Origin of the sequence: Spirillospora sp. CA-142024, assembly GCF_050942325.1 — a bacterium.
GTDB lineage: Bacteria > Actinomycetota > Actinomycetes > Streptosporangiales > Streptosporangiaceae > Spirillospora.
In genome coordinates, this window is record NZ_CP192077.1 from 7,393,804 (window position 1) to 7,408,568 (window position 14,765).

General features: G+C 70.9%; 15 protein-coding genes. 6 read left to right on the plus strand and 9 right to left on the minus strand.

Annotated features, from left to right (window positions below; genetic code table 11):
- Nucleotide 1 precedes the first annotated feature (1 nt).
- Together ACQPZP_RS34910 and ACQPZP_RS34915 are read right to left on the minus strand one after the other, a co-directional pair.
- On the minus strand, nt 2–1,672 hold the full coding sequence (locus ACQPZP_RS34910) for an AMP-binding protein (RefSeq protein ID WP_433473951.1): 1,671 nt from the start codon (nt 1,670–1,672) through the stop codon (nt 2–4).
- Nucleotides 1,673–1,689: 17 nt separating this feature from the next.
- Nucleotides 1,690–2,871 carry an NADH:flavin oxidoreductase gene (locus ACQPZP_RS34915; RefSeq protein WP_433473952.1) on the minus strand — a complete coding sequence of 394 codons (1,182 nt, stop codon included), beginning with the start codon at nt 2,869–2,871 and terminating at the stop codon, nt 1,690–1,692.
- Nucleotides 2,872–3,041: 170 nt separating this feature from the next.
- On the opposite strand from ACQPZP_RS34915, the gene ACQPZP_RS34920 reads away from it, so the two are divergent.
- Nucleotides 3,042–3,548: a DUF4240 domain-containing protein gene (locus tag ACQPZP_RS34920; protein ID WP_433473953.1), complete on the plus strand. Its 507-nt coding sequence runs from the start codon at nt 3,042–3,044 to the stop codon at nt 3,546–3,548.
- On the opposite strand, the gene ACQPZP_RS34925 is transcribed toward ACQPZP_RS34920, so the two are convergent.
- Both ACQPZP_RS34925 and ACQPZP_RS34930 read right to left on the minus strand, forming a co-directional pair.
- Nucleotides 3,507–4,301: an SDR family oxidoreductase gene (locus ACQPZP_RS34925; protein ID WP_433473954.1), complete on the minus strand. Its 795-nt coding sequence runs from the start codon at nt 4,299–4,301 to the stop codon at nt 3,507–3,509. The genes ACQPZP_RS34920 and ACQPZP_RS34925 overlap by 42 nt on opposite strands.
- Before the next feature lie 273 nt (nt 4,302–4,574).
- The gene (locus tag ACQPZP_RS34930; protein WP_433473955.1) at nt 4,575–5,996 is read right to left on the minus strand and encodes an AAA family ATPase; all 1,422 of its coding nucleotides are present in this window, start codon (nt 5,994–5,996) and stop codon (nt 4,575–4,577) included.
- A gap of 171 nt (nt 5,997–6,167) precedes the next feature.
- On the opposite strand from ACQPZP_RS34930, the gene ACQPZP_RS34935 reads away from it, so the two are divergent.
- Nucleotides 6,168–7,088, plus strand: coding sequence for an SDR family NAD(P)-dependent oxidoreductase (locus tag ACQPZP_RS34935; protein WP_433473956.1), 921 nt, complete (start codon nt 6,168–6,170; stop codon nt 7,086–7,088).
- A gap of 34 nt (nt 7,089–7,122) precedes the next feature.
- On the opposite strand, the gene ACQPZP_RS34940 is transcribed toward ACQPZP_RS34935, so the two are convergent.
- The gene (locus tag ACQPZP_RS34940; protein ID WP_433473957.1) at nt 7,123–7,899 is read right to left on the minus strand and encodes an SDR family oxidoreductase; all 777 of its coding nucleotides are present in this window, start codon (nt 7,897–7,899) and stop codon (nt 7,123–7,125) included.
- 15 nt (nt 7,900–7,914) lie between these two features.
- Nucleotides 7,915–8,529: a TetR family transcriptional regulator gene (locus ACQPZP_RS34945; RefSeq protein WP_433473958.1), complete on the minus strand. Its 615-nt coding sequence runs from the start codon at nt 8,527–8,529 to the stop codon at nt 7,915–7,917.
- A 177-nt stretch (nt 8,530–8,706) separates the two neighbouring features.
- Here ACQPZP_RS34945 and ACQPZP_RS34950 point away from each other — a divergent pair, with 177 nt between their 5' ends.
- On the plus strand, nt 8,707–9,033 hold the full coding sequence (locus ACQPZP_RS34950; RefSeq protein WP_433473959.1) for an FAD-binding protein: 327 nt from the start codon (nt 8,707–8,709) through the stop codon (nt 9,031–9,033).
- A 28-nt stretch (nt 9,034–9,061) separates the two neighbouring features.
- Nucleotides 9,062–10,174, plus strand: coding sequence for an FAD-binding protein (locus ACQPZP_RS34955; protein ID WP_433473960.1), 1,113 nt, complete (start codon nt 9,062–9,064; stop codon nt 10,172–10,174).
- Nucleotides 10,175–10,493: 319 nt separating this feature from the next.
- Here ACQPZP_RS34955 and ACQPZP_RS34960 read toward each other — a convergent pair whose 3' ends face one another.
- The gene (locus ACQPZP_RS34960) at nt 10,494–11,066 is read right to left on the minus strand and encodes a DUF6328 family protein (RefSeq protein WP_433473961.1); all 573 of its coding nucleotides are present in this window, start codon (nt 11,064–11,066) and stop codon (nt 10,494–10,496) included.
- Between the two features lie 380 nt (nt 11,067–11,446).
- Nucleotides 11,447–12,613 carry a 3-hydroxy-9,10-secoandrosta-1,3,5(10)-triene-9,17-dione monooxygenase oxygenase subunit gene (hsaA, locus tag ACQPZP_RS34965; protein WP_433473962.1) on the minus strand — a complete coding sequence of 389 codons (1,167 nt, stop codon included), beginning with the start codon at nt 12,611–12,613 and terminating at the stop codon, nt 11,447–11,449.
- A 143-nt stretch (nt 12,614–12,756) separates the two neighbouring features.
- Here hsaA and ACQPZP_RS34970 point away from each other — a divergent pair, with 143 nt between their 5' ends.
- Nucleotides 12,757–13,914, plus strand: a complete 1,158-nt coding sequence (locus ACQPZP_RS34970) for a Rieske 2Fe-2S domain-containing protein (protein ID WP_433473963.1) — start codon at nt 12,757–12,759, stop codon at nt 13,912–13,914.
- Nucleotides 13,911–14,147 carry a ferredoxin gene (locus ACQPZP_RS34975; protein WP_433473964.1) on the plus strand — a complete coding sequence of 79 codons (237 nt, stop codon included), beginning with the start codon at nt 13,911–13,913 and terminating at the stop codon, nt 14,145–14,147. Before ACQPZP_RS34970 ends, ACQPZP_RS34975 begins: the two co-directional genes overlap by 4 nt.
- Here ACQPZP_RS34975 and ACQPZP_RS34980 read toward each other — a convergent pair.
- Entirely contained in the window at nt 14,131–14,757 is a 627-nt protein-coding gene (locus ACQPZP_RS34980; RefSeq protein ID WP_433473965.1) for a TetR/AcrR family transcriptional regulator, read from the minus strand. The two genes, ACQPZP_RS34975 and ACQPZP_RS34980, sit on opposite strands and share 17 nt — an antisense overlap.
- Nucleotides 14,758–14,765 lie beyond the last annotated feature (8 nt).

A 14,765-nucleotide genomic window follows, 5' to 3' on the forward strand; every position in this document is an offset into this window, starting at 1 on the left:
TTCACGGGAGGAAGCGCCGGCGTCCGGCGGCGGCGAACTCCGCGTGGAGCGCGGCCTTGTCCGCCTCGGTCATCAGCGCGTAGCCGGGCGCGCCGGTCCCGTCGACCGCACGGCCCGCCCACCGGTACACGGGGTCGCCGGTGCGCCAGCCGTCGAGCCGCAGTTCCCTCTTCCTGAGCTTGCCCGAGCCGGTCGTCGGCAGCGCGTGCGAGACGCGGACGAACCGCGGCGCGCCCTTGGTGCCGAGGTCGTCCTGGGCGGCGAGGAACCCGGGAAGGTCGAGGTCCTCGAACTCGACGCCCTCGGGGATCTCGATCGCCGCCATCACCTGGTCGCCGGAGCGCGGGTCGGGGACGCCGAACGCGACCGCGTCCACGATCTTCGGGTGGCGGCGGACGACGTTCTGGGTGAGCAGCGCGGAGATGTTCTCCGAGTCGACCCGGATCCAGTCGCCCGACCGCCCGCCGAAGTACAGGAACCCGTCGTCGTCGACATAGCCGAGGTCGCCCGTCCAGTACCAGCCGTGCCGGACCCGTTCCGCGTCGGCCTCCGGGTTCTTGTAGTAGCCCTCGAACCTGGCGGCGCCGTGCATGTCGACGATCTCGCCGACGGCGGCCTCGGCGTTGGTGACGCGGCCGTGCTCGTCCAGGATCGCCGGGGCGCAGGTCTCGCGGGTCTCCGGGTGGACGACCCGGACGCCGTCGTGCGCGGGACGCCCGAGCGCCGCCGGCGGCGCGCCCGGCACCTGCTTGATCATGCCGGCGCTCTCGCTGGAGCCGTATCCCTCGACCAGCCTCGCGCCGAAGCGGCGCAGGAACCGGGCCTTGTCCTCGGGCGACGCCTCCGTCCCGAACCCGTGGGTGAGCGTGTTGCCGCCGTCGTCCGGCCGCTCGGGCGTGGCGAGGACATAGCCGATCGCCTTGCCGACGTAGGTGAAGAACGTCGCCCCGTAGTAGCGGACGTCCGGCAGGAACCCGGACGCGGAGAACTTCCGCGCGAGGACGACGGTCGCGCCGACGGCCAGGGACGGCGCCCACAACGCCATCAGCGCGTTCCCGTGGAACAGCGGCATCGAGCAGTAGCTGATGTCGTCGCGCTTGACGTCGTACTTGGCGCTGTTGGCGCGGCCCAGCTCGGCGAGCCGTCCCTGCGAGCAGCGCGCCGCCTTCGAGGCCCCGGTCGTCCCGGAGGTGAACAGCAGCAGGATCTGCGTCAGCGGGGTGATCGACCCGTCGTGCTCCGGTTCGCACGCGTTTGCCGCGACTGCCGCCTCGTAGCCGTCGTCGTCGATCAGGAGGAAGCGGTCGCGCGGGACGCCGATGTCGAGACCGTCCAGCAGCTTCAGCCCGGCCTGATCGGTGACGACCAGCTGGAGGTCGGTGTGCCGGACCTCCTGCTCCAGATAGGCGCCGGTCCGGGTCGGGTTGACGCCGACGATCGTCGCTCCGCTCAGCGCCGCCGCCCCGAGCCACAGGATGTACTCCGGGACGTTCTCCAGCAGGACGCCGATGTGGAACGGCCCGTCCCGCCGCAGCTCACGGGCCAGCGACGCGCGGGCCGCGCTCTCCCGGACCACCTCGTCCCACGACCAGGTCCGTTCGCGGCTGCGCAGGCCGGGACGGTCGTCGCCCAGCCGGGCCAGCAGCATCGCCGCGATCGTCTCGTCTCGCACTCCCGCTCCCTCCCCGTTCAGGCGGGCTGCTCGACGAGGACGCAGCGCGTCCCGCTGTAGATCGACGGCATGCACTTGTTGCAGTGGACGCAGAGCGACCTCGTGCCCGGCTCGTCCTTGATCCGGTTGATCAGGTCGGGTTCGCGGAGCAGCGCCCGCGCCATCGCGACGAACTGGAAGCCCTCCGCCATGGCGGTGTCCATGCCGGCCCTGTCCGTGACCCCGCCGAGCAGGATCAGCGGCATCTTCACCGCGGCGCGGATCCGGCGGGCGTCCTTCAGCAGGTAGAGGTCCTCGTAGGGGTACTCGCGCAGGAAACGGCGGCCGAACAGCCGCACGCCGAGCCTGATCGGCCGCGGCATGGCGGCGGCGAACTCGCGGAGCGGCGCGTCCCCCTTGAACAGGTACATCGGGTTCAGCAGGGAGCTTCCGGCGGTGAGTTCGAGCGCGTCGAGCGACCCGTCGGCCTCCAGCCACCGCGCCACCTGGATCGCCTCGTCCGGCCGGAAGCCGCCGGGGACGCCGTCGTCCATGTTCAGCTTGGCGGTGAGGGCGATACGGTCGCCGACGGCGTCGCGGACGGCGCGGGCGATGTCGCGGGACAGCCGGGCCCGGTTCTCCAGCGGGCCGCCGTACTCGTCCTTGCGGCGGTTCACCTTCGGGCTGAGGAACGAACTGGCCAGGTAGTCGTGGCCGAGGTGGATCTCGACGGCGTCGAAACCCGCCTCGATGGCCGCCTTCCCGGCATGGGCGTGCCCCTTGACGACGCGGTCCAGGTCCGCGTGGGTCGCGGCCTTGGCGAGGCCGGCGGTCGCCGCGTGGAAACGGCGGGTGGGCGCGATCGCCGGGTGGCCGTTGCTCCTGGGGTCGGCGACCGGTCCCGCGTGCCCGATCTGCGCGGCGACGGCGGCACCCTCGTGGTGCACGGCCTCGGTCAGCCTCCGCAGGCCGGGGAGCGCCTCGTCCGTCCAGAGGATCTGCCTGCGGTCGGTGCGCCCGTCGGGGGCGACCGCGCAGTACGCGACCGTCGTCATGCCGGCGCCGCCGGCGGCGTGCCGCACATGGAAGTCGATCAGCTCGTCGGTGACGAGGCCCTTCCTGCTGAGCCCCTCGTACGTCGCCGCCTTGATGACGCGGTTCCGCAACGTGACCGGGCCGAGCCTCGCCGGAGCGAGCACGTCGGGCATCGGGTCGTTCATTCGGAAAACGTTAATCAGCGGGACGCCCGAGCACTCCCGGCATCCCGCTGACCGGGAGCGTCCACCGCCTTGGCCGCCACTGATCGACCAGCGACAGTGGCGGCATGGAGAAACCCCCTCCCGGGAACGGACTTCTGAGATTGTCGGAGGTCGCTGGTTGGCTTCCCGCCATGAACGAAGAGCGCTTCTGGGACCTGATCGAGGCGGCGTGGGCACCGCTGGGCGCCAAGGTCGGCGCGGCACGGCGGGCGCTCACCACCCGCGACCCCGAATCCGACGTCTGGGAGATGCCCGAGCTCTCCGTGGTCGACAAGGCCCTGGACGCGTTCCTCGGCAACCTCGCCACCGCCGCCCGCGACCTGCCCGCCGACGAACTGACCGATCTCGACCGGGTGTGCGAGCGGATGCTCCACGACATCGACCGGGCCGACGTCCAGGCGGTGACGGACGGCTCCGACGACGGCTTCCTCTACGCGCGCGGCTTCATCGTCGCGCTGGGCCGCGACTTCTACACCGCGGTGGCCGCCGACCCGCGCATCGCCGTGCTGGACGGCGAATGCGAGTCGATGTGCTACTTCTTCGCCCACCTGCACAACAAACGCTTCGGGACGTTCCCGGACACGGGTTCGGGCATCTCACGCGAGTCCTGCTCGAACCCGGCCGGCTGGGCCGTCTGACGGTTCGGCCAGGAACTCCTCCCAGGTGCGGGTGCCCTGGTCGGCGCCGTCCAGGGTCAGGTTGTCGCCGGCGCGGTAGGCGCGTCCCGCCTTCCCGGGGATGCGGACGGGCAGCATCGGGCGCCGCTTGCCGCGCACCTCCAGGTAGCCGCGAACGAGGTCGCCCAGCCCGTAGACCTTGGGCCCGGCCAGGTCGGGGACGCGCCCGGACGGGGCTCCGAGCGCCAGTCCCACCAGCCGCTCGGCGACGTCCCGGGAGTCGACCGGCTGGAACCGGAGGCCGCCCGGCTTGGGGACGACCGGCAGCTTCGCCATGCTCTGCACGACCTTCAGCACCAGGTCATGGAACTGGGCCGCCCGCAGGATCGTGTACGGCACACCCGAATCGATCACGGCCTGCTCCACGTCCAGCTGGGACCTCACCCAGGCCACCGGCACCCGGTCGGCGCCGATGACCGAGATGAGCACCAGGTGCTTCACGTCGGCCTCGGACGCGGCCCGCATCAGGTTCCGGGCGGCGGCCTCATCGCCCTTCTTGCCGCCCGCCAGGTGCAGGACGACATCGACGCCGTCCACCGCGGCCTCGATCCCCTCGTCCTTGAGCAGGTCACCGGTCACGTACTCGATGCCGTCCGCGGGTTCGCGCGTGCGGCGGCTGAGCACCCGCACGTCCTGCCCGGCGGCCCGTAGCAACGGCACCGCGTGGCTTCCGAGTGTGCCCGTACCACCGGTGACCAGGATCGTCGACGTCATGGTTCCTCCTTTAGGATCTGCCCCCCAAGACGTGCCCAGTGCTCCGGAATGTGACGTGCCTGCGAAGCGCTACGCCCGCCGGAAGGATCAGACTGACATCACGACCCGCGAATGAGCGCCGGTGACGATGACGGCCTGGTCATCATTGATCGAGATCGTGGGCCCCGGCAGATCGGCCTCGGCACCCTGGCGGTCATGGCGGTCGGCCCGCCCGCGGTTCCGATGCGGCTGACTCTGCCACCCCGCCTCGTGCACGGCTCCGGAGACCTTCGCTCACCGATGCCAGGCGCCCACCACATCGTCCGGGCCCCAGTTCAGGGCGACATCGCCAGTGATGTCCGTGCCGGAAAGCGACACCACGGCGAGACCCACGGTCGCCGGGTCCAGGCCGGGCACCTCGGTCGCGGCCCGGCGGAGGTTCGCCAGGTCGCGGTCGTCGAACGGGCCGTTCAGCCATTTGATCGAGCCGGCGAAATGGATCCGGTTCGCCACGGGGGCGCGGTCGGCGCCGACGAGGTCGATCTCCGGGTCGAAGCGGCGGTTCCACCAGCCGCCGACCGCGCCGACGTCCGGCCAGGGCAGGTCCGACAGCTCCAGGGCCTGCCGGACGAGCGGCTCCACGGCCCGGCCGCGCCAGGACGTCCAGCGGCGTTCGACCAGGCGGAAGCCTGCTTCCGGCCGTCCCCTGCGGGCCTGCTCGTGGGCCGCCCGGAGGACCGCCAGGTACAGGCGCATGTTGCTGTCGGCGATCCGGTACAGGGCGGGTTTGCCGGGCTTAGCGGAGAGGGGCTGGTCCTCGGCGAGGACGTGCTTCTCCCGGGTCAGCCGGCGTAGGAGGGGCGACAGGGTCCCGGACGGGAGCGCCTCGCCGCGGCCACCGGCCGCCGCGGCGATGTTGGCGTGCGTCCGGTCGCCGGAGCCGACGGCCTCCAGCACGCGCCGTGACATGTCGGGGTTGGGGAACTCCGCCAGGAGGGACGCCTCCGGGACGCTGAACAGGGCCGCGGCCGGGTCGGCGCACTCGTCCCGCATGAAGTCCAGCGCGGGCGTGGCATGGGGCCAGGTCCGGACGATGCCCGGCAGGCCTCCGGAGACGAGATGCGCGTCGATGGCATCGGCGGCGTCGAGTCCGAGCGACCGACCGAGGTCGGCCGGATTCAGCGGACCGAGCACCAGGTTGTCGGCCCGCCCGTAGAACGGGCGGTCGTAAGCGGTGAGGCGTTCCATCATGTGCAGGTCGCTGCCCAGGAGCAGGAGCAGGATGGGCTTGGACGACAGCAGCCGGTCCCACCCGGTCTGCAGTGCGCCGTCGAACACGGGGTCCTGCTCCGCGAGCCACGGCAGTTCGTCCAGGACGACGATCGAGGGGGTGTCCCGAAGCGTTGACGCCAGCACCCTGAACACGTCGGCCCAGCTGCCGCCGTCCAGCCGGGGGACGAGGTCGGGGTCGCTCGGCAGCGTTGATTCCCTGAGGTCGCGCGCGAACGAGGCCACCGCCTCGACGGGCGACGCCCCCTTGGTGGCGGCCGAGAAGAGGTACGGCACCCCGGCGCGGTCGCAGAACTCCTGGACGAGCCGCGACTTGCCGACCTGGCGGCGACCGCGCAAGGCGACCGCCGTCCCGGCCCCCGTGGCCGCGACCCGCTCCAGACGCTTGCCCAGCAACGCCAGCTCGGCCTTCCTACCGATGAACACCTCGCCCTCCCTTCTATGTAGCTTCAATCTACATAGATGCAGTCTACATAGACGCAAGCTACTGAAGGAACCGAGAGTGCGGACACCCGGTGAGCGGGACGGCATCCCGGGCAGAAGGAGAAGAGGCACTAGCCTCCGGCGTGCGATCCTGAACACCGACCGGAGGCTCCGATGAACGCTGACCTCTCCTTGGCGGGCCGCACCGCCGTCGTCACCGGCGCCGGCGCCGGGCTCGGCCGCTGCGAGGCCCTCGCCCTGGCCGCGCGGGGCGCCAACGTCGTCGTCAACGACGTGGGGCCGGCCGCCGACGGGGTGGTCGCCGAGATCAAGGAGGCTGGCGGTCAGGCCGTCGCGGTGACCGGGGACGTCGGCGACTGGTCGATGGGCGACACGCTGGTGTCGGCCGCCGTCGACACGTTCGGCTCGCTGGACGTCCTCGTCAACAACGCGGGCGTGCTGCGCGACAAGATGCTGTTCAACCTGTCCGAGCCGGACTGGGACGACGTCGTCCGCGTCCATCTGAAGGGGCACGCGGCCGTGTCCCGCGCCGCGGCCGTGCACTGGCGCGCGGCGAGCAAGGCGGCGGGCGGCCCGGTCTACGGGCGTGTGATCAACACCGCGTCTGAGGCGTTCCTTTTCGGGTCGGCGGGCCAGCCGAACTACTCGGCGGCGAAGGCCGGCATCGTGGCGCTCACGCTGTCGACGTCCGCGGGGCTCGGCCGGTACGGGGTGCGCGCCAACGCGATCTGCCCCCGCGCACGGACGGCGATGACCGAGGCGACGTTCACCGAGGGCACCGCGCCCGGCGGGCTGGACGTCATGGCGCCCGAACGCGTCGGGACGTTCGTCGGCTACCTCGCCTCCCCCGCGTCCGAGAAGATCAGCGGTCAGGTGTTCATCGTGTACGGCGACATGGTCGCGCTGATGGCCGCGCCGACCGTGGAGCGGAAGTTCACCGCGGCGGACGGCGTCTTCTCCGTCGAGGAGTTCGGCGAGCAGATCACCCCGTACTTCGAGGGACGGGCCGCGCACAAGACCTACGCCGCCTACAGCGTCGCGGCGCTCGACGACACGGGCACGAGCAAGTACTGACCGGCGACGACCGCCTCGTGCCGGTGGCGGCCGCTCAGAAGACGTCCTGGTTTCGGAGGGTCGCCTCGGCGCCGCCGTCCACGTAGACGACCTGGCCGGTCATGTGGGTGTTGGCCGGGGAGACCAGCCAGCGCAGCGCCTCGGCGATCACCTCGGGGTCGGCGTACCCGTTCAGCGGCATCGGGACGGCCTCGTTCATCGCCTTGAGCATCGCCTCGTCCCCGAACAGCGGCGCCGTCATCGGCGTCCTGACGACGCCGGGCGCGATCGCGTTGAGGGGAATGCCCACACCCGCCCATCCGGCGGTGACGCAGACGCGGCGCATCCACTGCGCCAGCGCCGACTTCGAGGACGGGTACGTCTTGTACCCGTCCCCGGCCTGGACGACCTTGGCCGCGGCTTCGAGCGCGGCGGTCTCGTCGCCGTCCAGGCAGGCGCGGACGATGGCGTCGTCCACCGGCTGCGTCCCGGCGATCGAGCCGACCACGGCGGCGCGCGGCGCCTCGGCGGCGGCCAGCGCCGCGCGTAGGCCGTCCAGCAGGGCGACGGCACCGAAGAAGTTGACCTTGACGGGGAGTTCGGTGAAGTGCGAGACGCCGGCGCAGGCCACGACGGCGTCGAGCGTCCCGCCGCACAGGTCGAGCACTTCGGCGACAGCCCGCGTCCGGCCCTCGGGTCCGCCGAGGTCGGCGCACACGTCGGCGTCGCGAAGGTCGACGCCGATGACCTCGTCGCCCTGCTCTCGCAGCAGCCCCGCCAGGGTCCTGCCGATGCCGGACGCCGACCCGCTGACGGCGATGGTGCGTGCCATGGTCTCTCCTCCGGGTCACTGGGGGGCGTTGGAGCGGGGGGCCAGCAGGAGCCGGCAGGCCAGCCGGATGTCGCCCTCGACGTCCGCCATGGACGCGCGGCCGTTCAAACTGGACTGCAGCACGCCGTACCAGCACTGCATCACCAGCCGGACGAGGGTGACGTCCTGTGCGGTAGGCACCTCGATGCCCACGGCCCGCAGCAGGACCTCCCGGAACGTGTTGTCGATGTGGACGGTGTCGGCGACGGTCGCGACGTGGGCGGTGTTCGAGGCGTGCAGCATCGACGTGGACAGGACGGGCTGCGCCATCAGGTACCGGCTGGCCTCCACCAGCAGGTCGGCGACCGCGTCCTCGGGGCTGGTGCCGGGCTCCGGCTCGGAGACCTGTTCGCGGAGCCGGTCGACCTGCGCGGCCATGACCGCGGTGAACAGATGAACCTTCGATGGGAAGTACCGGTAAAGGGTGCCGATCGCCACCCCGGCCCCCTTCGCCACCTCGTGCATCTGGACGCGTTCGAGAGACTTCTCGGCGCCGATGCGCGACGCGGCGCGGAGAATGCGCTGGCGCCGGTCGTGCTGCTCCGGCGAGCTGGGCTCGGCGGACAGCCTGGCGGATGCGATCCTCGCCACGGTCCTCCCCGGTCCGTTCGTGTCCCGACCATTCCCGTACCGACAGGGACCAATATCCGGGGCCGAAGCCGTCCCCGCGAACCTCGATACCGGTCAGTGGGACGGGTCGTCCCACCGCGGCGACCGGCGCGTTTACGTTGTGCGCGCGCCGGAATCCCGAGCTCGGAGGGAAGTCACGTGGGACGAGCCGAGTGGGACGCCGAATACGAGGTGGTGGTCGCCGGTTCTGGCGCCGGCGCCATGACGGGTGCGCTGGCCGCGGCGTCGAACGGGCTCCGGACCGTCGTCCTGGAGAAGACCGGCCTGCTGGGCGGGACGTCCGCCTACTCGGGCTCGGCCATCTGGCTGCCGGGGACGCGGGTGCAGAAGCGCGCCGATATCGGCGACTCGACCGAAGGGGCCCGGGCGTATCTGCGTGCGCTGCTCGGCGACGAGGCCGCCGCGCACCGGGAGGCATTTCTTTCGACCGCTCCAGAGCTGGTGGAATTCCTGGAAAAGGACTGACTACTACGCGGCGCCCGGACGCCTGGAAATGGGCCGGTCGTTCGTTCCGCCGGACCTGCCCCTGGAGCGGCTCGGGGAGCTGGCCGGGCTCGTCCGCCCGCCCGTGGATCGCGACCGGGCGGGCCGCGGGCACTCGGCCTCCAGGCCGATGACGCAGGGCCGCTCGCTGATCGGGCGGCTGCTGCCGGCGATCGTCGCGACCGGCAACGGCGAGATCCGCACCGAGACCCCGCTGACCGGGCTGATCATGGAGGACGGCCGGGTCGCCGGTGTGGAGGCCGGGGGTCTCCGGATGCGGGCGTCGCGGGGCGTGCTGCTGGCCACCGGAGGTTTCGAGGCTTCGGCCTCCCTGCGGGCGGAGCGCGGCGTGCCGGGCGGCGCGCACTGGACGATGGCTCCGGACGGCGCGAACACGGGTGACGCCATCGAGGCCGCCGTCCGGGTCGGCGCGTCCACCGGGCTCCTGGATCAGGCGTGGTTCTGCCCCGGCCTGCTCACTCCGGACGGACGCCCCGCGTTCACGCTCGGGTTCCGGGGCGGGCTCATCGTGGACGGGTCGGGGCGCCGGTTCGCCAACGAGTCTCTGCCCTACGACCGGATGGGCCGGCGGATGGCGGGCGCGCTGGCCCCGTTCCACTTGATCTGGGACACCCGGTTCGACGGGCTCCCGGCGATCTCCGTCCCGCCGTTGAGGCCGGACGAGCAACTGGCGTCAGGCGCATGGGTCCAGGCGGCCACGCTGGACGAGCTGGCCGACAGGCTCGGCCTCCCGGCGGACGCCCTTGCCGTCACGGTCGAGCGCTTCAACGGCTTCGCCGGCAAGGGCGCGGACGAGGACTTCCACCGCGGCGAAGACCCCTACGACCGGTACTTCTCCGGCGGCAGGTCATGCGTCGTCGCCGTCGACCGGCCGCCGTACTTCGCGGCCGCCGTCGTCCTGAGCGACCTCGGGACGAAAGGCGGCCTGCGCACCGACCCTGACGGCCGCGTCCTGGACGGTTCGGACCGTCCGATCCCCGGTCTCTACGCCGCCGGCAACACCAGCGCCTCCTTCACGGGACCCGTCTACCCGGGGCCCGGCGTTCCGATCGGATCCGCGATGGCCTTCGCCTACCGCGCCGTCCAGCACATCTCGACGTGAGCACTGTCCGACTCGGTCGGCAAATCCTGAAGGGGTTTTCAGGATTGTTCAGCCTGGCCTCAGGAGCGCCGTGGAGCATGAACTTGTCGAATGCCGCACAGTGATTTCGGGGGAACCGATGAACCTTCGTCCGGTCGTCTCTCGCATGCCGCCGATCCCTGCCGGGAAAGCGCCGATCGGTCTTCCGCGCTTGGAGATCCGTCCTAGCGGCCGACACTCCAGTGGCCATTCCGATGCTAAACGTCGGAAACGGCGGCGAGACCTGCTCTACTACTGCTGAGCGGGCCAGGGCGGCGGCCCGAGCGGAAGCCGATCGTGTTCACGCCCAGAGGTCGGGCTCATCGTCGGTGTGGCCGGAGTCCGCAACCACGTCCCCCCGGGCCTCACAACACGGGCCGGGCGTCGGCCCATGCTGCCGCCGAGTGAGCATGGGTTTCCCGAACCAGAGCCAGCCGGCGAGGACGGCGAGGCAGGCGGTGGTGATGAGCGCGAGCGGTCCGGCGAACAGGTAGCCGACCACCACCATGGTCGAGGCGGTCATCGTCACGGCCAGCGCCAACGTCCCGACGATGCCGTACACGTTCGACCGCCGGACCAGCGCCTCCTTGCCCCCTCGGCGGAACAGGACCCGGTGCTGGGCCACCGGGGCGATGAAGAAGATCGAGGCCACGGCGGCCGCGACCAGTGCGACGTACCACAGCCAGCGCTCCGCGACGTCGAGCCGGTCGTATCCCGGAGCGAACGGGACGGTCAGCAGGAAGGCGAAGAGAACCTGCACCCCTGTGACCGCGACCCGGAAGCCCTGCAGGAGTTCGAGGAAGTTGCGTATGGTCCGCTCGGCCGGGCTCTCATCGATGGGCCCGCCGTCGTGGCGTGCCGCGTCAATGGTCACCGTGACCGCTTCATCGTGAGCGGAACTGCGCGGTTCCGGAACTCGAGAATTCCCGCCGACCCACCTCCTGAAGAACCGGCCCATAAAGGCCGCGTTCAAATCTTTCCCGGACGGAGATCGCGGCATGACTCCCTCAAAGTTTCGCAGTGATCCCAGTGCGTCGACTTTCAAATATAATTCAATGAAATGATCAAACTCCGGACTTTGCTCGATATTTGCACGCCACGCGGAGACGATCTAATCGAGCAAGTCGTAAAATATTTCGGTCCATCCCGCGTATCCCGATATCGGAATCGTTCGACCCGGGAAGGCCTCCTTTTGTGTGTGGGAGGCCGACCCGTCGTTTCCCATCCAGCGCGGCGTTTTCCCGCGGATTCTGGTCAGACCAGGTTGTCTTCTACCTTCAGGCCGAATTCGCCGCGGCCATACATGGACAAGGCGTGTTCCACGTCGTTGGCCACGTGGACGCTGCCGGCGTGGGCGTCGCGCCAGGCGCGTTCGATGACGTTGCCGCGGTGGAGGGAGTTGCCGCCGGCGGTCTTGAAGAGGATGTCGATGGCCTCGATGGCGCGTTCGGTGCCGCGGACCTGGTCGCGGCGGGCGCGCAGGCGGAGTTCCATGGGGATCTTCTCGTTGCGGACGGCGTAGTCGTGGATCTCGCGGACGTTGCGGTCGGTCTGCAGGATCGCGGCGTCGATCTCGGAGGCGGCGCGGGCGACGGCCACCTGGGTGAACTGGTCCTCGACGAAGCGGCCGCCGCCGAGGCTGAGGCGGATCCGGTCGCGCATCCTCGTCACGTAGAGGTCGTGGCAGCCGGCGGCCATGCCGATGACGCTGGCGGCGACGGTGCTGGTGAAGATCGTCCCGAACGGCATGCGGTAGAGCGGGCCCGTGTTGACCTTGCGGCCGGGGTTGCGGAGCTGGGCCTGCTCGAAGTTGCGCATCGCCCGGTGCGACGGGACGAAGGCCCCCTCGACGACGATGTCGTCGCTGGCGGTGCCGCGCAGGCCCATCGAGTCCCAGACCTCGGCGATCTCGTAGTCCCGCTTGGGGACGAGGACGGTCATGAAGTCGACCGGGCGGCCCTCGGCGCCGACGACGAGGGCGCCGAGCAGGGCCCAGGAGGCGAACTCGCAGCCGGACGAGAACGACCAGCGGCCGGTGAGCTCGTAGCCGCCGTCGACCGGGGTGAGGCGGCCGATCGGGGCGTAGGACGAGGCGATGAGGGTGTCCGGGCCGGCGCCCCACACCTCGCGCTGCGCCTCGTCGGCGAACAGGCCGAGGTGCCAGGAGTGCACGCCGAGCACGGCCGCGACCCAGCCGGTCGAGCCGCAGGCGCCGGAGACCGCGCGGATCACCTCGTAGAACGCGACCGGGTCGTCCTCGGCGCCGCCGTAGCGGGTCGGCTGGAGCATCCGGAACACCCCGGCGGCGGTCAGCTCGCGGATCGTCCCGGCGGGGATGCGCCCCTTCTCGTCCACGGACCGGGCCCGCTCCGCGATGCCCGGCAGCAGCTCCCGAACGGCGTCCAGGACCTCGTTGCTCATCCCCGTTCCTTCCCTCGTACGGCCATTGCAGGAGACCATGCTCGCGTGTCCGCGCGGGCACGGGCGTCCCGGCCACCGGGACTCACCGATCGGGCCGGTGGTCTGCGACCTAATGTTCGAATCACCCATGCGTCGCCGAAGGGATGATCCACGTGACCGCAACCGAGTCGGACGCCGTCCGCGCCATCGAGGCGGAGGCGATCTCCCGCCGATTCGCCCGGGGGTGGCACTGTCTCGGGCTGGCCGAGAAGTTCCGGGACGGCAAGCCCCACACGGTCAACGCGTTCGGGCAGAAGCTCGTGGTCTTCACCGGTGAGGACGGCAGGACGAACGTCCTGGACGGCTACTGCCGGCACATGGGCGGCGACCTTTCCGACGGCACCGTCAAGGGCAACGAGATCGCCTGCCCGTTCCATGACTGGCGCTGGGGCGGCGACGGCCGCTGCAAGAAGATCCCGTACTCGCGCCGCGTGCCGCTGCGTGCCCGGACCGCAGCGTGGCCGACGATGGTGCAGGACAAGATGCTCTTCGTCTGGAACGACCCGGAGGGAAACAGGCCCCCGGAGGACGTCACGATCCCGGTGATCGAGGGCGCCTCCCGCGACGACTGGACCGACTGGCGCTGGACGGAGACGGTCGTCCACGCCAACTGCCGCGAGATCATCGACAACGTCGTCGACATGGCGCACTTCTTCTACATCCACAAGTCGTTCCCGACCTACTTCAAGAACGTCTTCGAGGGCCAGGTCGCCACGCAGATCATGAAGGGCCGGACCCGGGAGGACGCCCGCCGGGAGGGCGGCGGCGGGGGGCCGCGGATGCTCGGCAACACCTCCGTCGCCTCCTACCACGGCCCCTCCTTCATGATCGACGAGCTGACGTACCACTACGAGGGGTACGACCTGAACTCCGTCCTGATCAACTGCCACTACCCGATCGACGAGAACTCGTTCGCGCTGCACTCGGGCATCATCGTCCGGCACAGCGACGCGCTGCCGCCCGAGGCGGCCGAGGCGACCGCGCAGAAGCTGTCGGACTTCATCCTGACCGGTTTCGAGCAGGACATCGCGATCTGGCGGCGCAAGGCCCGCATCGACAACCCGCTCCTGTGCGAGGAGGACGGGCCCGTCTACCAGCTGCGCCGCTGGTACGAGCAGTTCTACGTGGACGTCGCGGACGTCAGGCCGGAGATGACCGACCGGTTCGAGTTCGAGATCGACACGACCCGCCCGGTCGAATCGTGGCAGAAGGAGGTCGAGGACAACCTCGCGCGCCGGCAGGCCCAGGGAGCCTCGACATGACGGCCCGGCAGGACGAGCGCCTCCTGGACGGCCCGCTGCTTCCGGTCCGGTGCCGCCGTTGTGCGGCCGAGGTGCTGGTGCGCAAGTCGAGCTGGGAGCAGACGAGCATCCAGTGGAACGCCGAGGCGAGGGGCGCGTGCGTGGGCCTGGACGATCCGCACGCGACCTGCCCGGCGCTCCGCTCGGCGATCCAGGAGGCGGCGCTGAACGGCGCCATCACGGTCGTCGAGTAGCGCCCGCCCGGCCTTGGGGGCGGCGGAGACCGGCCGTGATCGCTTTGAGGACGGTGGCCGCCTCGTCCCGGGCATGGGCGGGGTCCGGAGCGGCGCCGGCGGTCATCGCCGCCTCGCAGAGGGCGCTGAACATCAGGCGCGTGAGCATCGCGTTCGAGTCCACCGCGAGTTCGCCGGTGGCCGACAGGTCGTCCAGCAGCGCGCGGACGGCGGGGAGGCCCATCTCCGCGTCGAGTTCCCGGCAGCGTTCGACGCCCAGGGCCGCGGGGGCCTGCTGGAGCAGGGACCGGTGGGCGGCGTCCGCGACGGTCCCGTCCAGGTACGCCTCAAGCGCGGCGACGAGCCGCTCCCAGGGGTCGTCGTGCCGTCCGGCCGCGGCGGCGACGGCCTCCACCAGCCTGGCCTGGCGGTCCGTGAACACCGCCTCGAACAGCCGGGCCTTGTCGGTGAAGTGGTAGTAGACCGACCCCTTGCTGACGCGCGCCGCCTGGGCGACGTCGTCGATGGTGGTCGCCGCGAAGCCCCGCTCGGTGAACAGGCGTCGCGCCGCCTGGAGCACCGCGTCCCTGGTGAGTTCCTTGTATTCGGCACGGCGGCTCTTGACGGACATGCCGACCA